The 22,568-nt window shown below is 72.1% G+C and carries 18 protein-coding genes; 12 read left to right on the plus strand and 6 right to left on the minus strand.

The window, feature by feature from the left end; all coding sequences use genetic code 11:
- The first annotated feature begins 192 nt into the window (after positions 1 to 192).
- The gene (locus O7625_RS16880; protein ID WP_067311877.1) at positions 193 to 459 is read left to right on the plus strand and encodes a PqqD family peptide modification chaperone; all 267 of its coding nucleotides are present in this window, start codon (positions 193 to 195) and stop codon (positions 457 to 459) included.
- An 85-nt stretch (positions 460 to 544) separates the two neighbouring features.
- Here the strand turns inward: O7625_RS16880 and O7625_RS16885 are convergent, their stop codons facing one another.
- A complete protein-coding gene (locus tag O7625_RS16885; protein ID WP_282339811.1) occupies positions 545 to 1,132 on the minus strand; it encodes a TetR/AcrR family transcriptional regulator in 588 nt (195 codons plus the stop codon).
- 82 nt (positions 1,133 to 1,214) lie between these two features.
- Here O7625_RS16885 and O7625_RS16890 point away from each other — a divergent pair, with 82 nt between their 5' ends.
- Both O7625_RS16890 and O7625_RS16895 read left to right on the plus strand, forming a co-directional pair.
- Positions 1,215 to 2,978: an MFS transporter gene (locus O7625_RS16890; RefSeq protein ID WP_282339812.1), complete on the plus strand. Its 1,764-nt coding sequence runs from the start codon at positions 1,215 to 1,217 to the stop codon at positions 2,976 to 2,978.
- A 401-nt stretch (positions 2,979 to 3,379) separates the two neighbouring features.
- On the plus strand, positions 3,380 to 4,156 hold the full coding sequence (locus tag O7625_RS16895; RefSeq protein WP_282339813.1) for an alpha/beta fold hydrolase: 777 nt from the start codon (positions 3,380 to 3,382) through the stop codon (positions 4,154 to 4,156).
- Positions 4,157 to 4,214: 58 nt separating this feature from the next.
- On the opposite strand, the gene O7625_RS16900 is transcribed toward O7625_RS16895, so the two are convergent.
- Complete coding sequence (locus O7625_RS16900; protein WP_282339815.1) at positions 4,215 to 4,472, minus strand: DUF5988 family protein; 258 nt, start codon at positions 4,470 to 4,472, stop codon at positions 4,215 to 4,217.
- A gap of 832 nt (positions 4,473 to 5,304) precedes the next feature.
- On the opposite strand from O7625_RS16900, the gene O7625_RS16905 reads away from it, so the two are divergent.
- From O7625_RS16905 to O7625_RS16915, 3 genes are all read left to right on the plus strand, one after another.
- Positions 5,305 to 8,136, plus strand: a complete 2,832-nt coding sequence (locus O7625_RS16905; RefSeq protein WP_348773953.1) for an AAA family ATPase — start codon at positions 5,305 to 5,307, stop codon at positions 8,134 to 8,136.
- Positions 8,137 to 8,283: 147 nt separating this feature from the next.
- Positions 8,284 to 9,093, plus strand: coding sequence for an ABC transporter ATP-binding protein (locus O7625_RS16910; protein WP_067311856.1), 810 nt, complete (start codon positions 8,284 to 8,286; stop codon positions 9,091 to 9,093).
- Complete coding sequence (locus O7625_RS16915) at positions 9,093 to 11,657, plus strand: FtsX-like permease family protein (RefSeq protein ID WP_282339819.1); 2,565 nt, start codon at positions 9,093 to 9,095, stop codon at positions 11,655 to 11,657. The genes O7625_RS16910 and O7625_RS16915 overlap by 1 nt, the downstream gene beginning before the upstream one ends.
- A 123-nt stretch (positions 11,658 to 11,780) precedes the next feature.
- Here the strand turns inward: O7625_RS16915 and O7625_RS16920 are convergent, their stop codons facing one another.
- Genes O7625_RS16920 through O7625_RS16930 form a run of 3 tightly spaced genes read right to left on the minus strand, consistent with a single transcriptional unit; the run spans position 11,781 to position 15,241 of the window.
- Positions 11,781 to 12,443, minus strand: coding sequence for a response regulator transcription factor (locus tag O7625_RS16920; protein ID WP_067311849.1), 663 nt, complete (start codon positions 12,441 to 12,443; stop codon positions 11,781 to 11,783).
- Complete coding sequence (locus tag O7625_RS16925) at positions 12,407 to 13,711, minus strand: sensor domain-containing protein (RefSeq protein ID WP_282339820.1); 1,305 nt, start codon at positions 13,709 to 13,711, stop codon at positions 12,407 to 12,409. The genes O7625_RS16920 and O7625_RS16925 overlap by 37 nt, the downstream gene beginning before the upstream one ends.
- Before the next feature lie 18 nt (positions 13,712 to 13,729).
- Positions 13,730 to 15,241: a serine/threonine-protein kinase gene (locus tag O7625_RS16930; protein ID WP_282339821.1), complete on the minus strand. Its 1,512-nt coding sequence runs from the start codon at positions 15,239 to 15,241 to the stop codon at positions 13,730 to 13,732.
- Positions 15,242 to 15,630: 389 nt separating this feature from the next.
- Between O7625_RS16930 and O7625_RS16935 the strand changes: the two genes are divergently transcribed.
- The 4 genes from O7625_RS16935 to O7625_RS16950 are packed head-to-tail and all read left to right on the plus strand — an operon-like array spanning position 15,631 to position 20,097.
- On the plus strand, positions 15,631 to 17,532 hold the full coding sequence (locus O7625_RS16935; protein WP_282339822.1) for a 2-oxoacid:acceptor oxidoreductase subunit alpha: 1,902 nt from the start codon (positions 15,631 to 15,633) through the stop codon (positions 17,530 to 17,532).
- Entirely contained in the window at positions 17,525 to 18,574 is a 1,050-nt protein-coding gene (locus tag O7625_RS16940) for a 2-oxoacid:ferredoxin oxidoreductase subunit beta (protein ID WP_282339823.1), read from the plus strand. The genes O7625_RS16935 and O7625_RS16940 overlap by 8 nt, the downstream gene beginning before the upstream one ends.
- Positions 18,571 to 19,209 (plus strand): 4'-phosphopantetheinyl transferase superfamily protein, encoded by a 639-nt coding sequence (locus O7625_RS16945; RefSeq protein ID WP_282339824.1) that lies wholly within the window; start codon positions 18,571 to 18,573, stop codon positions 19,207 to 19,209. The genes O7625_RS16940 and O7625_RS16945 overlap by 4 nt, the downstream gene beginning before the upstream one ends.
- A gap of 48 nt (positions 19,210 to 19,257) precedes the next feature.
- Positions 19,258 to 20,097 (plus strand): metallophosphoesterase, encoded by an 840-nt coding sequence (locus O7625_RS16950; protein ID WP_282339826.1) that lies wholly within the window; start codon positions 19,258 to 19,260, stop codon positions 20,095 to 20,097.
- Positions 20,098 to 20,101: 4 nt separating this feature from the next.
- On the opposite strand, the gene O7625_RS16955 is transcribed toward O7625_RS16950, so the two are convergent.
- Positions 20,102 to 21,538: an acyl-CoA synthetase gene (locus O7625_RS16955; RefSeq protein WP_282346980.1), complete on the minus strand. Its 1,437-nt coding sequence runs from the start codon at positions 21,536 to 21,538 to the stop codon at positions 20,102 to 20,104.
- Positions 21,539 to 21,665: 127 nt separating this feature from the next.
- Between O7625_RS16955 and O7625_RS16960 the strand changes: the two genes are divergently transcribed.
- Positions 21,666 to 21,917: a hypothetical protein gene (locus O7625_RS16960; RefSeq protein ID WP_282339828.1), complete on the plus strand. Its 252-nt coding sequence runs from the start codon at positions 21,666 to 21,668 to the stop codon at positions 21,915 to 21,917.
- Positions 21,918 to 22,036: 119 nt separating this feature from the next.
- Positions 22,037 to 22,543, plus strand: coding sequence for a DinB family protein (locus O7625_RS16965; RefSeq protein ID WP_282339830.1), 507 nt, complete (start codon positions 22,037 to 22,039; stop codon positions 22,541 to 22,543).
- Positions 22,544 to 22,568: the final 25 nt, after the last annotated feature.

Consider the following 22,568-nt stretch of genomic DNA (forward strand, 5'->3'; position numbering starts at 1 on the left):
GGTCCGTCGACGCCCATGGCGTTCGGCGGGCCTCGGGCTTCCTCCCCGGAGAAGGGTGGGTATTTGTCCACCTTCGGCGTGGGTCCACGACCGTATCGCGTCACCAGGTGACCTCGTACGGTAGTGGTCGTGCGGCTGGAGGTGTCGGTTCGCCGCAGGTCCCACCATGGTGGACACGGGGAGGCAGGGAGGATGCGGGTGCGACTCGAACAGGGGATCGTCGCCAGGGTCACCCGGAGCGGGCAGCTGGAGCTGACCTGCCAGCAGGCCGGAGTGCGCTACCGGTTCGGGGCGACCGCCGCGGCGATGTGGATCGCGTTGCAGCAGCAGGGCGGTTCACCGGAGCGCGCCGCCGGGGTCCTCGCCCGACAGTGGGCGGCCGATCCGGTGATCACCCGTCGGGATTTCGACGTGTGGCTGGAGGACCTGCTCCGTGCCGGCCTGGTGCGGGTGGAGTGACCGGGTGGCCCGGTACCCCTACCGACCCCCTGCCGGCGGGGTGGCCGTCGGGGTGGGGCGGCCCGGACCCCTGTTCCGGGTGGGGTCAGTCGCCGGTGGGGGTGTTGATCGCGCCGACGATCAGTTGCAGCGCCCGGGCCAGCTCCTTGCCGGACGGGGCGGCCTCGGGGTCGAGCAGCCGCTGCACCGTCAGGCCGATCATCAGGGCCAGCAGGAACGAGCCGAGGGCCTTGCGGGTGCCGTCGCTGACGTTCTCGCCGCCGTCGCGGATGACGAAGGCGGCCAGCGCCGGGCGGGCCCGGGCGTAGCTGTCGGCCAGCTGCTCCCGCAGCACCGGCAGGTGTTCGGCCAGCGCGAACGCCTCGATCCCCGCGACCCAGAGCGGCCGGTGGGTGCCGAAGGACTCCACCAGGCCGGACCACATCGACTCCAGCCGGTCCAGCAGGTCGGGTTGGGTGCCGTCGCGGAGCACCCGGTCGATCTCGACGCCCCATTCCTCGAACGCCTGCACCAGGGCGGCGGTCAGCAGGGCCTCTTTGGAGCCGAAGTGGTAGCCGATCGACGCCAGGTTGGTGTCTGAGGCGGCAACGATGTCGCGGGCGGTGGTGCGCGTGTAGCCGCGCTCGTACAGGCAGACTCTGGCCCCTGCCAGCAGGCGTTCCCGATGACCCACGGGCGTCACCCTACTCGGAACCACCCCCTAATTCACCCATCGGATGTATACGCCTGTATAAATTCGATGGTAGCTTTCGGCCATGGCTACAGCGCAGGCAAAGGCCGGTCGTCGCGAGTGGATCGGTCTCGCGGTGCTCGTCCTGGTGACTCTGATCATCAGCATGGACATGACCGTGCTGTCGTACGCCCTGCCGTTCATCACGGCGGATCTCCAGCCGACCGGCAGCCAACTCCTCTGGATCACCGACGTCTACGCCTTCGTGCTGGCCGGCCTGCTGATCCCGATGGGCACGCTGGGCGACCGGATCGGCCGCCGTCGGCTGCTGATGATCGGCGCGGCGGTGTTCGGGGTGGCCTCCGCGGCCACCGCCCTGTCCACCAGTCCCGGCATGCTGATCGGCACCCGGGCGGTGATGGGCGCCGCCGGGGCGACGCTGATGCCGTCGACCATGTCGTTGATCCGCAACATGTTCCACGACGAGAACGAGCGTCGGGCCGCGATCGGGCTCTGGGCGGCGGGGTTCTCCGCGGGCGGCGTCATCGGCCTGGTGGCCGGGGGTGCGCTGCTCCAGTACTTCTCCTGGGGCACCGTCTTCGAGATCAACGTGCCGATCATGCTGCTCCTGCTGGTGCTCGCCCCGCTGCTGCTGCCGGAGTTCCGTGACCCGGCGGCCGGGCGGCTCGACCTGCTCAGCACGGTGCTGGCCTTCGTCGCCGTGCTGCCGATGATCTGGGGCGTCAAGCAGTTCGCCGAGGACGGCGTCGACTGGCCCCAGGTGTCCGGGGTGGTCGGCGGGCTGATCCTGCTGGCCGTCTTCGTGCTGCGCCAGCGACGGGTCGCCGACCCGGTGATCGACGTCCGGCTGTTCCGCGCCCCGGCGTTCAGCGCGGCGGTGGTGATGAACGTGCTCGCCAACTTCGCGCTGGTCGGTTTCATGTTCTTCATCAGCCAGTACCTCCAGTTGGTGCTCGGGCTGCGGCCGTTCAGCGCCGGCCTCTGGTCGCTGCCGGCGGCGGGCGCGGCGGGTGTCGGCGCGGCGGTGCTGGCCCCGATGCTGGCGCAGCGTTTCCGGCGTGCCTACGTCGCCGCCGGTGGCCTGCTGGTCGGGGCCGCCGGCTGCCTGGTGCTCGCCCAGGTCGGCGACGAGGTCGGGTTGACCCAGGTGGTGGTCGGCCAGGCCCTGATGACGGGCGGCATCGCGATGGTGCTGACCCTGAGCGCCGAGTTGATCGTCTCCACCGCGCCGCCGGAGCGGGCCGGTGCCGCCGCCGGGCTCTCCGAGACGGGCAGCCAGTTCGGTGCCGCGCTCGGCGTGGCGATCCTCGGCAGCATCGGCACGTTCGTCTACCGGCGGCAGCTCTCCGGGGCGGCCCCCGACGGCGTGCCGGCGGACTCCTGGGTCACCGCGCGGGAGACCCTCGGAGGCGCGGTCGAGGAGAGCCGGACGCTGTCCACCACCGCGGCGGAGACGCTGGTGACGGTGGCCCGTGCGGCGTTCGCCGACGAGCTGCGGGTCGCCGCGGTCGTCTCGGCCGGCATCCTGGTGGTGACGGCGGTCCTGGCGGCCGTGCTGCTGCGTAACGTGGGCGTGTCGGTCCCCGGGCAGCAGCCGGCCGGTGGACCGGACGACACCCCGACGCCGGCCGACCCGTCCCCGACGCCGGCCGACCCGACCTCGGCCGCCGGTGCCGGCCCGGTTGCCGCGCCGGCCGAGGCCACGGCGTCGGGGGACACGGTCACCGGGGGCACCGGCCGGGCCGACGCCGGGCCGGGCGCCGAGATCCGGATCGGACCGGAGTCGACCACGCCGGCCGGGCACCGCCCGGCGCATCCGGTGGCCTGACCGCGCTCCCGGGCGGCCCCCGGCGTACCCGCCGGATCCGGCTGATCCGGCCCGCCCGTCCGCGCCGCGTCGGCTAGGGGGCCGGGGTGCCGGCTAGGGGTTGTCACGGTCCCCCGGTGTTCCTACGCTCGCTTCGTCGACGGCGGCGGTGTCCCGACGGGACGCCGCCACCCCGGCACGGAAGCGGCGATGACACCCGCGGGCGACGCAGCGGCGATGCCGGTTCCGGGACGGTCACGACACGCCCGGACGGCACGTGACCGGCGGGTCCGGCCCGGGAGCCCTCCGCCACCGGCGGGCCGCCCCGACGATCCGCCACCGGCGGGCCGGCCCGGGTGCCCTCCGCTGTAGGCGTCCCGCTGCGGGTCAGGCCCGCAGCGTCGATCCCCAGAGGAACAGTGATGACGGCAACGCTAGAGAACGACCTGTGGGTGCGGCGGTTCCATCCGGCGCCGTCGAGCGCGATCCGGCTGGTGGCGCTACCGCACGCCGGTGGTTCGGCCAGCTACCTGTTCCCGGTCTCCCGGGCACTCTCGCCCGGGGTCGAGGTGCTGGCGATCCAGTACCCGGGCCGGCAGGACCGCCGGCACGAGCCGGTGCTGGACACGGTCGCCGGCCTGGTCGACGGGGTGTTCGGCGCGTTGCGACCGTGGCTGGACCGGCCGGTGGCGATCTTCGGGCACAGCATGGGCGCGGTGCTCGGCTACGAGCTGGGGCTGCGGTTGCAACAGGAGACCGGCCGGCCGCCGGTACGGCTGTTCGCGTCCGGTCGCCGGGCACCGTCGCGCACCCGGGACGAGCGGTACGTGCACACCCGCGACGACGCCGGGGTGCTCCGGGAGCTGGCCCGGCTCAGCGGGTCGGACCCGCGGGTGCTGGGTGACCCGGAGCTGCTGCCGATGATCCTGCCCGCACTGCGCGGGGACTACAAGGCGGTGGAGACCTACCGGGCCGAGGAGGGGCGGCGGTTGGACGCGCCGATCACCGTGCTCACCGGCGACAGCGATCCGATGACCACCGTGGACGAGGCGCGCGACTGGCGGTTGCACACCAGCGCCGAGTGCGACGTGCGGGTGTTCCGGGGCGGGCACTTCTTCCTCAACGAGCACGCCGCCGAGGTGATCCGGCTGATCGGCGCCGAGCTGGGGCGGCCGCTGCCCGGATCCTCGGCGGGCTGAGTCGCCTGACGTGGCGGATGGGGGCACCGGTTCACCGGTGCCCCCATCCGCCGTGCCCTCATTCGGCGATCTTCGTCCGCATGGTCCAGTGGAAGACCACCACCCGGGACGCGTCGTCGGCGCGGCCGTCGTGGTCGCCGCGGCGTTCGAAGTGTTCGTATCCGCCGAGGTAGGGCACCTTGATGCGGCCGGTGCCGGCCAGCGCGCTGCGGGCCCGGTCGACGGCCGGCAGACCGACCGGTCCGCCTTCGAGCACCACGTTGACGTGGCCGTCGCCGAACCGCCGCGCGCCGCTCACCGGTGCGAGATCATCCACGCTTTCCTCCTCGGCTGGGGGCGGACACGCTTCCGGAAAATCGTGTTGTGCGTCACTGCCCTCGGATGGTTCCAGCCTGGCGGCCGGCGGGTTCGGCGTATACCCGGAAGCGACCCCTAACTAGCCGGTGGGCAACCAGATTTCCGTGGCCGGTCAACCTGCGGCCACTTTCCCGGCCTGGCCCTTCGCATTTGCGATGCCGGTCGCCGATGTCGGGGAGGCGACAGGATTGCGGTGGCCTTTGAATTGTGTCTGTAATGGTGCCGTCGCGGACCCGAAACTCAATTTTTCCTCAAGAGTAATTTGCCCGATTTATTATTTCTGTTCCCTTCGGTGGTGGTGTGCGGATGCCGTTATGATGGATGGTGATCAGAGGGGAATTGACACAAAATCTCCGGTGTGGACCCGGGGAGGGAGTCCTTTTCCAGGTCAGCGGCCTGCGGCGGGGTGGATCTTGCGGCCGTTTGTGCAGGTGGGAGGGCGCGGGTGATTTCTGGATCAGGTGGCCGTTACTGATTGGTAATTTGATGGCCGGCGCCGAGAACCGACAAAACGCCACCCCGCTACGTAATATCGGTGACGAAGTATCGCTACCCCACTACCGTCTTGTACGGGTGTCTATGTATGCTGTGTCCGCCGTCGAGGCGCGGCCAAAGTCATCATTCAATTGACCATCCTCATTGAAAGACCCGGTTTGCGGGCTGACGTGGGCAGCGGTCGGTTGGGCCTCGACGGACCGCGTGGCATCGAGCCGATCGGTTGCGTCGGGCGCCTGTCCCGCCAGGCGACAGCGCCCCGTTCGATGCGTCGTCGCTGACCTGGGGGGAGACCGGTGGAATTCGTGGAGAGAAGCCGCGAGCTTGACATCTTGCGGGGCCTTTACTCCGGAAGTGCCACAGGCCGGGGGCGGGTCGCACTGGTCAGCGGCCCCGGTGCCACGGGTAAGACCGAGCTGCTGCGGGCCTTCGCCGAGCACGTCGAGGCGGCCGGTGGGCTGGTGCTGAGCGCCGCCTGCTCGCGGGCGGAGCGGCTGCTGCCCGCCGCGGTGATGGGGCAGCTCTTCCACAGCGTGCCGCTGCCGGCCGAGACGCTGCGGCGCGTCGGCGCGTTCGTCGACCCCGCGACCACCACCGCGGAGGGGGTCGCCGACATCGGCGTGATCCGCGGGATGTGCGCCGAGCTGCTCGACATCGCCCGGAACCGGCCGCTCGTGCTGCTCGTCGACGACGTCGAGTTCGCCGACGAGACCACCCTGCAGACCCTGCTCTACCTGCAACGCCGGCTCACCGCGGCGCAGATCCTGGTGGTGCTCACCGAGTCGCCCCAACCCCAGCCGTTCAACCCGGAGTTCCGCGCCGAGCTCACCCGGCACGCCTGCTTCTGCAACATCCAGCTGTCCCCCCTGTCCGAGGAGGGGGTCGCCGAGCTGCTGGCCGGGTGGACCGATCGGGACACCGCCGCGGCGCTCGCCCCGGCGTACCACCGGATCAGCGGCGGCAACCCGCTGCTGCTGCACGCGCTCGGCCAGGACCGGCGCGTCGCCGGCGCGGTGGACGGCACCGAGCCGGTCGTCGGTGACCAGTTCGGCCAGGCGGTCCTGGCCTGCCTGCGGCGGTGGGATCCGGCGATCCTGGAGATCGCCCACGGGTTGGCCCTGCTCGGCGACCTGGCCAGCCCGGTGCTGCTGGGCCGGCTGCTGGCCAGCAAGCCGGCCCGGGTCCAGTGGGTGCTCGACGCGCTGACCACCTCCGGTCTGCTACGCGGGGGCCGGTTCCGTCACCCGGCGGCGCGTACCGCGGTGCTGCACGACCTGGCCCCGGACGCCCTGGCCGAGATGCACGCCCGCGCGGCGGAGCTGCTGCACGCCGAGGGCGCACCGGCCTCGGCCATCGGCGGCCACCTGCTCGCGGCGGGTGGCCTCGCCGAGCCCTGGGCCATCACCGTGCTCCAGGAATCGGCGACGCACGCCCTCGCCGAGGACCGGGTCGACGACGCGATGGAGTCGCTGAAGCTGGCCCACGAGATGTGCGACGACGCCCCTCGTCGGGCGGCACTGACCGCGATGCTGGCCGATTGCCAGTGGCGGGTCAACCCGGCGGCGGTGAGCCAGCACCTCCAGTCCCAGCGCGACGCGTTGCGGGCCGGGCACCTCTCGGAGCGGCACGCCGTGGCGCTGCTGCGCTACCAGCTCTGGCACGGTCACCGCCAGGACGCCCAGGAGACGCTGCGGCACCTGCGCGACGAGCGGCAGCGGCTGGACGCCGCCACCACCGCCGAGCTGGCCGGGTGTGCCGAATGGCTGCGGCTGCACTTCCCGGTCGCCTTCGCCGAGCTCGACGCCGCCCCCGGCTTTCCCTCCACCGCCACCCCGACCCGGTCCGACGGCTCCCTCGGGCCGGCCACCCCGTCGCTGACCGCCGTGCTCGCCGACGGGGTTACCGACGAGGTGATCGCCCGGGCCGAGCAGGTGCTCGGCAGCCACCTGCTGGTCGACGTCGGGCTGGAGTCGGCGTTGTGTGCGTTGCAGACGCTGGTCTACGCCGACCGGATGGACCGGGCGGTGCACTGGTGTGACGTCCTCGGCGCCGAGGCCGGGGCGCGGGGCGCCACCACCTGGCACGCCATTCTCTCCGACGTCCGGTCGCACATCGCGCTCCGGCAGGGCGACCTGCCGCTCAGCGAGCGGTTCGCCCGCGAGGCGCTGGACGCGCTGTCACCGCACAACTGGGGTGTCGCGATCGGTTCGCCGCTGTCCAACCTGCTGCTTGCCAAGATCGGCATGGACAAGCTGGACGAGGCCGAGGCACAGCTCAAGCACGTCATCCCGGACGCCATCCGGGACACCTGGTTCTGGCCGCTGTACCTGCGTGCCCGGGGTCACCTGCACCTCGCCGGCGGACGGGTGCACGCCGCCCTGGCCGACTTCGAGACCTGCGGGCAGCTGGCCACCCGGTGGGGGCTGGACCTGCCCACCCTGCTGCCCTGGCGCGGTGACCTGGCCCAGGTCTACCTGCGTTCGGGCCGACCCGACCGGGCCCGGGGCATGGTGACCGAGCAGCTCGCCCGGCCCGGTGCGGCGAACGCCCGGACCAGGGGCATCTCGCTGCGGTTGCTCGGGTCGGCCCTCGACGTCAAGCAACGGGTGGAGACCCTGCGCCAGGCGGCCAACCTGCTCCAGGAGGCCGGCGACCGCTACCAGCTCTTCCTCGCCCTCGCCGCGCTCAGCAGCGCGCACTACGGGCGAGGGGAGTTCAACACCTCGCGGGTGGTGGCCCGCAGCGCGACGCAGCTAGCCAAGGACATCCAGGCGCAGGCGCTGTGCCGCCGGCTGCTGCCCGGCAACGACCCGGTCGGCGGCGACGAGGCGGACGCTGCGCCGGAGCACGAGGAGCTGTCCCGGCTCAGCGACGCCGAGCAGCGGGTCGCCACGCTGGCGGCGCTCGGTCACACCAACCGGGAGATCGGCAAGAAGCTGTACATCACGGTGAGCACCGTCGAGCAGCATCTCACCCGGGTCTACCGGAAGCTGAACGTCCGGCGGCGCACCGAGCTGTCGCTCGGGCTCCCGATGGACGCCACCGGGTCCGGACTGCTGGCGGTGGCCCCGAGCGGGGCCGAGCGTACCTGGCCGCAGTGGGAGTCCACGGCGGTCCAGGCGAGCTGAGCCGTCGGGGCGGGGAACCCGACCCCGGGACGTGGGCCTAGGCCTACCCGTTCGGGTCATTAGCTCCATAGAGCGGCGACCGACCGGTCCATACGGTGAACACATAACCACCGCCAGCTGGCGACGTTCTTCTGCGGGGAGCATGAGGTGAACAGGAATAAAGACGGTCGGATGGCCATGAGCGGTTCCGTCGACGCGGTCCGTCTGGGGGACGTCCGCAAGACGTACGGGCGTGGCGAGAACCGGGTGGACGCGCTGCGGGGCGTGACGATGAGCTTTCCGCGGGGCAGCTTCACCGCGGTGATGGGGCCGTCCGGCTCCGGTAAGAGCACCTTCCTGCACTGCGCGGCAGGGCTCGACGTGCCCTCGTCCGGCTCGGTGGTGCTGGACGGCAAGGAACTCAGCGGCATGAACGAGAACCAGCTCACCATCCTGCGCCGCGAGCGGGTGGGCTTCATCTTCCAGGCGTTCAACCTGATGTCGGCGCTCAACGTCGAGCAGAACGTCGGCCTGCCCTACCGGCTCTCCGGCCGCCGGCCCGACCGCCACTCCGTGCTGGAGGTGCTGGGCCGGGTGGGGCTGGCCGAGCGGCGCAAGCACCTGCCGAGCGAGCTCTCCGGTGGTCAGCAGCAGCGGGTCGCGATCGCCCGGGCGCTGATCATGCGGCCGGCGGTCATCTTCGCCGACGAGCCGACCGGCGCGCTGGACACCCAGACCACCATCGAGGTGCTGCAACTGCTCCGCGAGACGGTCTCCAGCGGCGGCCAGACGATCATCATGGTGACCCACGACCCGGTGGCCGCCGCCGCCGCGCACCGGGTGCTGTTCCTCGCCGACGGCCAGTTCATCGGCGAGCTGGAGGCCCCGACCGCCGACGTGGTGGCCGAGCGGATGACCCACCTGACCGCCTGGCAGCAGAACCGGGCTCCGCAGGCCACCGGCAGGGGTGGCTTCTGATGACGTACCTCGCGTGGCGCACCCTGCGCTACCGCAAGCTCGCCTTCATCGCGACGTTCGTCGCGGTCTTCTTCGGCGTGGCGCTGATCGTCGCCTGTGGCGGGTTGATGGAGACGGGCATCCGGCTGGCCGTCCCGCCGCAGCGCCTGGCGGCGGCCGACGTCGTGGTCAGCGGCAAGCAGACCTACGGGGTGCCCAAGAAGGACCCGCAGGACACCAAGGACATCAAGTCGGTGCCGCTGGCCGAGCGGTACTGGATCGACCCCGGCCTGGTGAGCAGGATCCAGGAGGTGCCCGGGGTCGAACGGGCGGTCGCGGAGGCGTCCTTCGCCGCCACGGTCGTCCGGGACGGCGCTCCGGTGATCGTCGGCACCCAGTCCCTGGGCCACGGCTGGGATTCGGCCCAGCTCGGGCCGTACCGGCTCGACGGGCAGCCGCCCACCCAGTCGGGTCAGGTCGTGCTGGACCGGGCGGTGGCCCGGCTGGCCGGCGCCAAGGTCGGTGACCGGGTCGACGTGGTGGCCGGCGGGGTCACCTCCTCCTTCCAGGTCAGCGGGATAGCCACGCCCCCGGGTGAGACGGACCAGACGGCGCTGTTCTTCTCCGGCGACGACGAGCGGCGGCTCAACCCGCACACCGGCAGCGCCGACGCGATCGGCGTGGTGGCCAAGCCCGGCACCGACCTGGACGCCCTGCGCGGCCGGATCGAGCGCACCCTCGCCGACCGCAAGCTGGTCGTGCTGACCGGCGACGACCGGGGGACGGCCGAGTTCCCCGAGGCGGTCGGTGGGCAGGCCCAGCTCATCCCGCTCTCCGGTGTCTTCGCCGGCATGACGGTCTTCGTGGCGATCTTCGTGGTCGCCAGCACCCTCGGCCTGTCGGTGCAGCAGCGGCAGAAGGAGATCGCGCTGCTGCGCTCCATCGGTGCGACGCCCCGGCAGATCCGCAAGATGGTGCGCCGCGAGGCCCTGGTGGTAGCGGTCGGTGCGGCGATCCTCGGCGTCGTACCCGGTGTGGTGCTGGGGCCACTGCTCTACCACATCGTCGGGGAGGCCGGGGTCATCTCGCCGGTGGTCGAGTTCCACCAGGGTTTCCTGCCGTACCTCATCGGTCCGGTCGTCGGGATCTTCGCCGCGCTGATGGCGGCCAACGTCGCCGGTCGGCGTCCGGCCAAGACCCGGCCGACGGCCGGTATCGCCGAGGCCGCCCTGCAACGCAAGTGGGTGAGCTGGCCCCGGGTCGTGTTCGCCATCCTCTTCTTCGGCGGCGGGTTCGCCCTGCTGCTGGTGACGGCGATCGCGATGCGCGGGGCGGTGGCCTCGGCGACCGCCGGTCCGGCGGTGATGTGCTGGGCGATCGCCATCGCGTTGATCAGCCCGGGGCTGACCCGGCTGCTGGCCGCCATCCTCAGCGTGCCGGCGCGGGCGTTCTTCGGGCTGGCCGGTTACCTCGGCACGATCAACGTGCGGGTCCGCGCGGTCCGGGTGGCCTCCGCGGTCACCCCGATCATGCTGGCGGTGGGCCTGGCCCTGGCCAACTTCTACCTGCAGACCACGCAGAACGAGGCCGCCGAGCGCTACTACTCCGACAACCTCCGCGCCGACGTGGTGCTCAGCTCGACCACCGGCGGGTTCCCCGCCGACACGGTCGAGACGCTCCGCTCCGCGCCGGGCGTGCAGGCGGTGTCCGCGTACGTCACCAGCGCCGGCTGGATCAACAAGCCGTACGACGGGTCGCACGTGGAGTCGCCGTGGCCCCTCCAGGGGGTGAACGGGGCCAGCGCCGCCGACATCACCGGGGTGCGGACGACCGCCGGCAACCTGGCCGACCTCACCGGTGCCACGGTGGCGCTCCCCGAGGTCGCCGGGAAGAACCTCAGCGTGGGTGTCGGCGACCAGATCACCCTGCGGCTCGGGGACCGGTCAGCGGTGGACCTGCGGGTGGTCGCGCTCTACCCGGCCAAGGAGGGGTTCGAGACGATCATGCTGCCGGCCGAGCTGCTCGCCGCCCACAGCACCACCGGGCTGGCCCGTCAGATCCTGGTCACCGCCGCCCCCGGCACCGACCGGGACGCGCTCGCGGCCAGCGTGCGGCAGAAGCTCGCCGGCCAGCCCGGCACCCTGATCGAGGACCATGACGCGATCACCACGTTCGCCGAGCGGACCAAGACCCTGGCCTGGGTCAACTACCTGCTCGTCGCGCTGGTCGCCGGCTACACCATGATCTCGGTGGCGAACACCCTGATCGTGGCGACCGCGGGTCGCCGCCGGGAGCTGGGCATGCAGCGGCTCATCGGGGCGACCCGGCAACAGGCGCTGCAGATGCTCGGGGTCGAGGCCGGCATGATCACCATCATCGGGGTCATCCTCGGCACCATCGCCTCGGTCGTCACTCTGCTGCCGTTCAGCGCCGTGGTGCTGGGTCGGCCCGTCCCCTCCGGGTCGATCCTCATCTACATCGCCGTGGTGGCCGGTGCGGCGGCGCTCACCTTCGCCGCCACCCTGCTGCCGGGACGTCGGGCGATGTTCTCCCGGCCGGCGGAGGCGGCGGTCGCCGTCGACTAGCACGGGAGGCACCACGCGCAGCGCCCCCGGTCGACCGGCCGGGGGCGTTGCGCGTGCACGTGGTGTCGGGGCGGCGTGCCGTGGGTGGTGTCGGGGCGGCGTGCCGTGGTGGCGTGGTGGGCGTCAGGAGACGTCGGCGCGGGTGCCGTTGAGGTAGGCCAGCACGGCCAGCACCCGACGGTTGCTGTCGTCCGCCGGGGTGAGGTCGAGCTTGGTGAAGATGCTGGTCGTGTACTTGGCGACCGCCCCCTGGCTGACGATGAGGCGCTGCGCGATGGCCGTATTCGAACATCCCTCGGCCATCAACTTCAGCACCTCCCGCTCGCGGGGGGTGAGGGTGGACAGTGGCTCCCGGCGGGACCTGCCGGCCAGGAGCTGCGAGATTACCTGCGGGTCCATCGCGGTGCCCCCGTCGGCGACCCGCCGGATGGCGTCGACGAACTGGTCGCTGTTGAGCACCCGGTCCTTCAGCAGGTAACCGATGCCGCCGCTGGCGTCGGCGAGCAGCTCCTTGGCGTACAGCTGCTCGACGTGCTGGGAGAGCACCAGGATGGGCAGGCCGGGCACCCGGCGACGAGCCTCCAGGGCAGCCTGCAGGCCCTCGTCGGTGAACGTCGGGGGGAGCCGCACGTCGACCACCGCGACCTCCGGGCGCAGCGTCACCAGGGCGTCGAGCAGTGCCGGGCCGTTGTCGACCGCCGCGACGATCTCGAAGTCGTAGGATTCGAGGAGCTGGACCATTCCCTGTCTCAGAAGGAAGAGGTCCTCGGCGAGAACAACGCGCACGGCAGCTCCAGGATCGCGACGGTCGGCCCACCTTCGGGACTACTGAGGACGAGCGTCCCGTCGAACGTAGCACAGCGCCGTTCGATACCCCGGAGACCGGTGCCGCGCGAGGCGTCCGCACCGCCCTGACCGTTGTCGATCACCACCGCCCGCAGCAGCCCGTCGGTGTGCCGCAGGTCGATGCTGGCCCGGTCGGCGTTGGCGTGCTTGACCACGTTGTTCAACAGTTCGGAGACGGCGAAGTAGACGGCGGACTCGGTCGGGGCGGCCATCCGGCCGGGCACGTCGGTGGTGACCTCGACCTCGATCGGACTCTCCAACGCGATGGCCCGGATGGCGTCCTCCAGGCCCCGCTCGGCGAGCACCGGTGGATGGATGCCCCGGATCAGGCAGCGCAGCTCCTCCAGCGCGGTGGCGGTGGCGGTGCGCGCGTCGACCAGCAGGGTCTCCGCCGCGTCCGGATTGGTGCGCAGCTGCCGGCTGGCCGCGCCGAGCTTCATGCCGATCGCGACCAGCCGCGCCTGCGCGCCGTCGTGCAGGTCCCGCTCGATCCGGCGCAGCTCGGTGGCCTGGATGTTGATCACGTCCGAGCGGGTCTCGGAGAGGTGCCGCATCCGGGAGGCGATCACCGACCGCTCACTCGGCCCGAGGAGCGACCTGGCGAAATGCGCGTGCCCGGCGAGCACGTGCGGGGCGGTGGCCGCCCAGATCCCGAACACCGCGAGGCTGACCAGCGCGCCGAGCGCCGCGTGCGGCCAGGAGTCCAGCGCGGTGAAGCCGTACCAGAAGTTCACCCCGGACTCGCGCATCAGCATCCAGAACCCGGTGGAGAGCACCAGCCCCTCCACCGAGTAGACCAGCAGGGTGAGCGGCAGCAGCCCCAGCGCGAACCCGACCAGCGTGTTGAGCAGCAGGAACAGCAGGTCGCGCCAGGTCGCCGGATCGGTGAGGATGGCCCGGCAGCGCTGTACCCAGCCGAACATCCCCTCCTCGAGCGGCGGCAGCGGCAGGTAGGGGGAGGCGATCGGCACCCCGCTGCGGGCGGCGACCTTCCGGCACAGCCCGGTCAGCCGGCGGACCAGCGGGGTGACCAGCGGCAGCAGCAACACCCCGACGCCGAGCAGGATGAACGCCGTGGCGAGGGCGGTGGTGATGAAGAGGGCCAGGCTGAGCGCGGCGGTGGCGACGAGCACCACGCCCCGTCCGGTGGCGGACAGGGCACGGGTCAGTGCCCGCCCGGTGAGTCCGATGGCGACGGCGACGTCCATGTTCTCCGGCTCTCCCGGTCACGGTAGATCGATGGTGGTGCCCGCACTCAGCGGCGTGTCGTGGACGACGAGCTGACGGAACTCGGTGCCGACCGGCGTGTCGTAGACCAGGGATCCACTGACCGTCGCGCCGGGCTTGATGTTCTTCGTCAACCGTTGGGTGTCCGGATAGTAGAGCAGGGAGCGGGCGTCCGGGGTGTGACCGTGGCCGTCCGTGTCGACCAGTCGTTGGCTGAGCGGCCAGACGATGGCGCCCTTGTCGCCCCGGTTGGCCACGTCGACGTCGACCATGCAGTACACCCCGTCCGCCTGCTGGGTCAGCGGCCAGAAGCCGATCTCGCGTTGCCCACAGTGCACCCCCCGGACGGTGAACTCCAGCGACCCGTCCTGGCCGGTGGCACGGGCCGGGGACGGGCTCGGGGTGGGGCTGGGCGGCGGGCTCGGGGTGGGGCTCGGGACGGCCGGCGGGGACGGGCTCGGACCGGCGCGCGGGGTGTCCCGGTGCCCGCCCTGGCGCAGCACGACGCCGCCCAGGACCAGGGCGGCCACCACCGCCACCACCCCGGTCAGCACCGCCGGCCAGGACGGCGGCGGTCGACGCGGCGGCCCGGAGACGGGCCGGGTGACCGGCTGGCCGGCGACGGGATACCGCCGGGTGGCGTCGAGCGACCCGGTGGTCGCCACCGGCTCCATCGCCGACCGGATGCTCGCCGTGTCGGCGCTGCCGACCAGGGTCAGCATCGCCTCCCGGGCGGTGGGGCGCTGCCGGGGGTCAGCGCGCAGCGCCCGCGCGACCACCGCCGCCAGGCCGGCGGGCAGCCCGTTCAGCTCGGGGTCGCCGAGCGGGTGTACCCGGGGGTCGACCGGCAGTCGACCGGTGGCGGCCCAGCCGACCAGGACACCCCAGGCGTAGACGTCGGCGGGCTGGGCCGGCGGCGAACCGGCGAGGCGTTCCGGGGCCAGCCAGCCCGGGGTGCCGTACGACGGACCGGTGGTCGGGTCGAGCGCCTCGATCAGGCTGGCCAGCCCGAAGTCGATGACCTTCGGCCCGAACGGGGACAGCAGCACGTTGCCGGGGGTCAGGTCGCCGTGGGCCAGCCCGGCGGCGTGGATGGCGGTGAGCCCGGCTGCCACGCCGACCGCCAAGGCCTCGGCCTGGGGGCCGGAGAGCGAGCCGTGCCGGGCCACGTGCTCGTGCAGGGACGACCCGGTGACGTACTCGGTGACGAGGTAGGGGACCGGCCCCTGCGGGTCGGCGTCGAGCACCCGGGCGGTGCAGAAGTCGGCCACCCGACCGGCGGCGGTGACCTCCCGGGCGAACCGTCGGCGGAACTCCGGCCGGGGCCGCAACTCGTCGTGGACGACCTTGACCGCCACCCGGCCCCCGTCGGGCGACTCGGCCAGGAAGACCACCCCCATGCCGCCCGCGCCGAGCAGGCGGCGCAGCCGGTAGGGCCCGATCCGTTCCGGATCCCCCGGGCGCAGCGGTGACCCCGGCTCGGCCACTGCGCCGCTGGTCAGCTCGCCCATGTAGACGAGTGTCCCATGCCGGATCGAGGCCCGCGCCCCCTCAGCCGTCCCCGATGGACGCACCCGGCCGGCGTCGCGCGACGGTGCCGGGTAGGGGGCCGCTAAGGGTTGGCACCGCTGGGGGTGGAACTACCGTGCTGAGGGTTGGCACCGCCGGAGGCGGAACCTAACGTGTGGTCGCACGCGCTCACCGGCGCGTGCCGCGGTCGGCGGCCCCGCCGGCTGACGACGGGGTCGCCGACCCCGGGGGTACGGGCGTCCAGACGCCGGACACCGAGGGCGCGACGACCGACGGGGGTGCCGCCCGCCGGCCGGGCGTCGGTCCCGTCGCGTCGAGGTGCCGTGCCGTCGTGGTGCGCGCCGCGCAGGAGAGAGGGACGTGATCGCCCATGAGCACTACGGCATGGTACGACGACGGGCAGCCGGCCGGCGACGCCGTGCCCACCACCAAGCAGATCCGTCAGTTGGACCGGGTGGTGATCCGTTTTGCGGGTGACTCGGGTGATGGGATGCAGTTGACGGGGGACAGGTTCACCTCGGAGACGGCGCAGTTGGGTAATGATATTTCGACGTTGCCGAATTTCCCGGCGGAGATCCGGGCGCCTGCGGGGACGTTGCCGGGGGTGTCGAGTTTCCAGGTTCATTTCGCCGATTACGACATTTTGACGCCGGGTGACGCGCCGAACGTCCTGGTCGCGATGAACCCGGCGGCGTTGAAGGCGAACCTGGCGGATCTGCGTCGGGGTGCGGACATCATCGTGAACACCGACGAGTTCACGAAGCGGAACCTGGTGAAGGTCGGGTATGCGGTGTCGCCGTTGGACGACGACACGCTGGACGGGTTCGTGGTGCATCCGGTGGCGTTGACGTCGATGACCGTCGGGGCCCTGGCAGAGTTGTCGGTGTCGAAGAAAGACGCCGAGCGGGCGAAGAACATGTTCGCGCTCGGGTTGTTGTCGTGGATGTACTCCCGGCCGTACGAGTCGACGTTGCGGTTCCTGGAGCGGAAGTTCACCAAGCGTCCGGATCTCGTCGCGGCGAACATCGCCGCGTTCAAGGCGGGCTGGAACTACGGCGAGACCACCGACTCGTTCTCGGTGCGGTACGAGGTGAAACCCGCGAAGATGCTCCCGGGCACCTACCGCAACATCACCGGTAACGCCGCCCTGTCGTTGGGGTTGGTCGCCGCCGGGGTCCGGTCGGGTCTGCCGGTGTTCCTCGGCGCGTACCCGATCACTCCGGCGTCGGACATCCTGCACGAGTTGTCGAAACACAAGAGCCTCGGTGTGGTCACCATGCAGGCCGAAGACGAGATCGCCGCGGTCGGCGCCGCCCTGGGCGCCTCCTACGGCGGCGCCCTCGGCGTCACCACGACCAGCGGCCCCGGGGTCGCCCTGAAATCCGAGACGATCTCCCTGGCCGTGGCCCTGGAACTACCGTTGGTCATCGTGGACGTGCAACGCGCCGGCCCGTCGACCGGGCTGCCCACGAAAACCGAACAGGCCGACCTGAACATGGCGTTGCACGGCCGCCACGGCGAAGCACCCGTCGCGGTCATCGCCGCGAAGTCCCCCTCGGACTGTTTCCACGCCGCCCTGGAAGCCGCCCGCATCGCCGTGACCTACCGCACCCCGGTGATCCTGCTGTCGGACAACTACGTCGCCAACGGCTCCGAACCCTGGCTCCTCCCCGACGTCGCCGACCTCCCCGACCTCCGCGTCGACTTCGCCACCACCCCCAACCACGACGACGGCGTCACGTTCCTGCCCTACCTACGCGACCCGGCCACCCTGGCCCGCCCCTGGGCCGTCCCCGGCACCCCCGGACTGCAACACCGCATCGGCGGCCTGGAGAAAGCCGACAAGACCGGCGACATCTCCTACGACCCCGCCAACCACGACTTCATGGTCCGCACCCGCGCCGCCCGCATCGACGCCATCGACGTCCCCGACCTCGACGTCGACGACCCCGACGGCACCGCCCGGACCCTCGTCCTCGGCTGGGGCTCCACCTACGGCCCCATCGGCGCCGCCTGCCGCACCCTGCGCCACCGCGGCCAACCCATCGCCCAGGCCCACCTACGCCACCTCAACCCCCTCCCGGCCAACCTCGGCGACATCCTCACCACCTACGACCGGGTCGTCATCCCCGAGATGAACCTCGGCCAACTCGCCCAGGTCATCCGCGCCCGCTACCTGATCGACGCGATCACCTACAACCAGGTCCGCGGCCTACCCTTCACCGCCGCCGAACTGGAGACGATGCTGGAAGAGGTCTGCAAAAATGCCTGAACCCGTCGCCGTGAAACTCACCACCAAAGACTTCAAATCCGACCAGGAAGTCCGCTGGTGCCCCGGCTGCGGCGACTACGCCATCCTCGCCGCCATCCAACAATTCATGCCCGAACTCAACATCCCCCGCGAAAACACCGTCTTCATCTCCGGCATCGGCTGCTCATCCCGCTTCCCCTACTACATGAACACCTACGGGATGCACTCCATCCACGGCCGCGCCCCCGCCATCGCCACCGGCCTCGCCGTCACCCGCCCCGACCTGTCCGTCTGGGTCGTCACCGGCGACGGCGACGCCCTGTCCATCGGCGGCAACCACCTCATCCACGCCCTGCGCCGCAACGTCAACCTGAAAATCCTGCTCTTCAACAACCGCATCTACGGCCTCACCAAAGGCCAATACTCCCCCACCAGCGAAACCGGCAAAATCACCAAATCCACCCCCGCCGGCAGCGCCGACGCCCCCTTCAACCCCCTCTCCCTCGCCCTCGGAGCCGAAGCCACCTTCGTCGCCCGCACCATCGACTCCGACCGCAAACACCTCCAAACCGTCCTGCGCGCCGCCGCCCAACACCACGGCACCGCCTTCGTCGAGATCTACCAAAACTGCAACATCTTCAACGACGGCGCCTTCGACCAACTCAAACAACCCGACACCCGCGACGACTACCTCATCCCCCTCGAACACGGCCAACCCATCACCTTCGGCCGCGACCGGCAACACTGCGTCGTCCACCCACCCCACGGCTTCGGCCTCGAAATCCGCGACACCGCCACCACCCCACCCGAAGACATCGTCACCCACGACACCACCATCACCGACCCCGCCTACGCCTTCGCCCTCACCCGCCTCCCCCAACACGACCTCCGCAACACCCCCATCGGCATCCTCCGCCACATCAACCGACCCACCTACGACACCACCGTCCAACACCAAATCACCACCGCCAAAAACACCACCACCCACACCCCCGAACAACAACTCACCACCCTCCTCCACACCGGCGACACCTGGACGATCCGACCGCTGGCCGAGGCATGATCGAGCAGCTCGTGCCGACCGGCGCCGTCGCCGTCGAGGCGTTCGACGACACCGACACCGAACCGCTGCACCCCGAGGAGGCGGCCCTGGTGGCCCGCGCCGTCGAGAAGCGGCGACGCGAGTTCACCACCGCCCGCACCTGTGCCCACCGGGCCCTGCGCGCCCTCGGTCAGCCACCCGCCCCGGTGCTCACCGGGGACCGGGGCGCGCCCGTCTGGCCGGCCGGCGTGGTCGGCAGCCTCACCCACTGCGACGGCTACCGGGCCGCCGTGGTCGCCCGCCGGGACGACGTCGAGACCATCGGCATCGACGCCGAACCCGACGCCCCGCTGCCCGACGGCGTGCTCGACGCCATCGCCCTGCCCGACGAGCGGGCCATGGTGCGCCGGCTGACCGCCGACACCCCCGGCCCGCACTGGGACCGGCTGCTGTTCAGCGCCAAGGAGGCCCTCTACAAGGCGTGGTTCCCGGTGACCGGGGTCTTCCTCGGCTTCGACGAGGCCCGGATCACCCTCCACCCGGCCGACCGCACCTTCACCGCCCGCGTCCTCGTCCCCGGTCGCGGTCGGGACTTCGAAGGCTGCTACCTGCACGACGCCGGCCTGACCCTGGCCGTCGTCGCCGTACCGAACTGAGCCACCCCAGGACCCGGCAACCGACCTGGCTGAACGAGGGGACCACACATGAACGCCGGCATCTACGCGGTCAGCGACCTGCACGTGGCGTACCCGGAGAACCGGAAGATCGTGGAGAGCCTGCGGCCCGCCGCGGCCGGCGACTGGCTGATCGTCGCCGGTGACGTCGCCGAACTCTTCGCCGACGTCACCTGGGCGCTGAAGCTGCTCAGCGAACGGTTCGCCAAGGTCATCTGGGCACCCGGCAACCACGAGCTGTGGACCCACTCGCAGGATCCCGTCCGGCTGCGCGGCGAGGCCCGCTACCAGGCCATCGTGCGGCAGTGCCGGGAGCTGGGCGTGAGCACCCCCGAGGACGACTACCCGGTCTGGACCGGGGCCGGTGGCCCGCTGCTGGTGGCGCCGCTGTTCGTCGGCTACGACTACTCGTTCCGCGAGCCGGGCGTGACCAGCAAGGAGCAGTCCCTGGCCCGCGCCCACGCCGCCGGGGTGGTCTGCGCCGACGAGGTCTTCCTGCACCCCGACCCGTACCCGAGCCGGGACGCCTGGTGCCGGGCGCGGGTGACCCGTACCGAGGCCCGGCTCGCCGACTGCGACCCGGCGGTGCCGAAGGTCCTGGTCAACCACTACCCGCTGGTGCGGATGCCCACCGACATCCTGCGCTATCCCGAGTTCGCCCAGTGGTGCGGGACCGAACTCACCGCCGACTGGCACCGCCGCTTCCATGCCCGCACGGTGATCTACGGCCACCTGCACATCCCCCGGGTCACCTGGCACGACGGGGTCCGGTTCGAGGAGGTCTCCGTCGGCTACCCCCGGGAGTGGCGGCACCGGACCCGCCTCGACTCGTGGCTGCGCCCGGTGCTGCCCGCCCCCGCCCAGGTCTGATCCGTCACCCCTCGACGAGGCGCTTCTTCTGCACCTTGCCCAGGGCGTTCCGGGGCAGCGCGTCGACCAACCGGACCACCCGGGGCCGCTTGTGCACCGACAGCTGCCGGGCGACGAAGTCCACCAGCTCGGCACCGGTCACCCCGTCGGCGACCACGAACGCGGTGACCTGCTGCCCCAGGTCGGGGTGCGGCAGGCCCACCACCGCCGCCTCGCGTACCGCCGGGTGGGCCAGCAACGCCTCCTCGACCTCACCCGCCCCGATCCGGTAGCCGCCGCTCTTGATCAGGTCGGTGCTCGCCCGCCCGACGATCCGGTGCCACCCGTCCGGGCCGATGGTGGCGACGTCACCGGTCCGGAACCAGCCGTCGGCGCTGCGGCTCGCCGCGTCGGCGTCCGGCCGGTTCAGGTAGCCGTCGAAGAGGGTCGGACCGGCGACCAGCAGCTCACCCATGGCGGTCCCGTCGGCCGGCAGGTCCCGGCCCTGCTCGTCGACGATCCGGGTGCGGATCCCGGGCAGGGCCAGCCCGACGGCGCCCGGCCGGCGTGGGCCGTCCGCGCGGGCGCTCACCGTGATCAGGGTCTCCGTCATGCCGTACCGCTCGACCATCCGGTGCCCGGTCAGCGCGGCCAGGCCGTCGAAGACCGCGGTGGGCAGCGCCGCGCTGCCCGACACCAGCAGCCGGGCCGACCGCAGCGCCCGCGCGGCGGCCGGCGTGGCGGCGATCCGGGACCAGATCGTCGGTACGCCGAAGTACAGCGTCCCGCCGGCCGCCGCGTACCGCTCCGGCTGCGGCCGACCCACGTGGTGCAGGCGGCTGCCGATCCGCAGCGGACCGAGCACGCCGAGCACCAGCCCGTGCACGTGGAACAGTGGCAACCCGTGCACCAGCAGGTCGTCCGGTGTCCACCGCCAGGCCTCGGCCAGCCCGTCCAGGCAGGTGGCGATCGCTCCCCGGGAGAGCAGCGCCCCCTTCGGGGCGCCGGTGGTCCCGCTGGTGTAGAGGATCAGGGCGGTCCGCTCCGGCCCGGGCTCCGGATGCCTGGTCGCCGAGGTCCGCCGCAGGTCGACCGGTACGACCGGCAGCCCGGAACCGTCCGCCGCCGGGCCGCCGCCCCGGGTCGTACCCGCTGTGCCCGCGCCCGCCGGCACGAGCAGGGCCCGCGCCCCCGAGTCGCGCAGGATGTGCTCCCGCTCGCGGGGGCCCGCGTCCGGCGGCACCGGCACCACCGCCGTACCGGCCAGCAGCGCGCCCACCACGCCGACCACGGTCTCCATCGTGGGGGTGGTCTCGATCGCGACCCGGTCCGTGCCGTGCAGGTCGTCGGCGACCGCGGCGGCCCACTCCCGCAGCCGGGGCGGGGAGGCCGACCGGTCGCCGATCCGGATCCGGTCGGGGCGCTCGTCCATCGACGACGACATCGCGGCCAGCAGTGACACGTCCACGCCTCCCGGTCCCTCGGCCGGAGCCCGCGCGGGCACGCGGTCCGGTGCCGCCGACGCTAGTGCGGTCGACCGCTCCGCCACCACCCCCGGGGCGGGTCAGGGGTCGGGTAAGGGTGCCGGGGTGCCCGCCGCCCGCCTACCGTCGATCACGATCGATCCGTCACCGGTCGACGGGAAGGGCGGCACCGCCATCATGACCTCCGCGCTCCCCCCAGCCGTGCCGTGCCTCACGGTCACCGACGCGGCCGACGCCATCGCGTTCTACACCCGCGTCTTCGACGCCGTGCCGCACCGGCTGGAGTGTCTGCCCGACGGCCGGGTGCTCGCCGCCGACCTCGTGGTCGGCGGCCACTGGTTCACCGTCAGCGGCTGAGCACCCGGCCAGCGGACGGGAGGACGACGGCGCCGCGGGCAGAAGATCACCCCGACGCGGTTTGCCGGGGTCCGTCAGCGGTATCCCGGTCTGGTAAGCCCCGTGCCGAGGAGGAACCGGTGAACGTCGACGACCTGCTGACCGAAGCCTACGGCCAACTGCCCGACCTGGTCCGTGCGGCGGTGGACGGGCTCAGCCCCGACGAGCTGCGCCGGGCACCCGATGAGGGCGCCAACCCGGTCGGCTGGCTGGTCTGGCACCTCACCCGGATCCAGGACCAGCAGGTCGCCGAGCTGGCCGGGGCCGACCAGGTCTGGGTCACCGGCGACTGGGCGGCCCGGTTCGGGCTGCCCGCCGACCCCGCCGACACCGGTTTCGGCCACACCCCGGAGCAGGTCGCCGCGGTGCGCCCGGAGAGCGCGGAGGCGCTGGTCGGCTACCACGGGGCGGTGGCGGAGCGTACCCGCGGGTTCCTGGCCGGGCTGCGCCCGGCGGACCTGGACCGGGTGGTCGACGAGCACTGGGATCCCCCGGTGACCCTCGGGGTCCGGCTGGTCAGCATCGTCTCCGACGATCTGCAACACGTCGGCCAGGCCGCCTACCTGCGGGGCCTGCTCCGGCCCTGACCGGCACGCTTTCCCTGGCGGGCAC

Origin of the sequence: Micromonospora sp. WMMD714 (assembly GCF_029581315.1) — a bacterium.
Taxonomy (GTDB): domain Bacteria; phylum Actinomycetota; class Actinomycetes; order Mycobacteriales; family Micromonosporaceae; genus Micromonospora; species Micromonospora rifamycinica.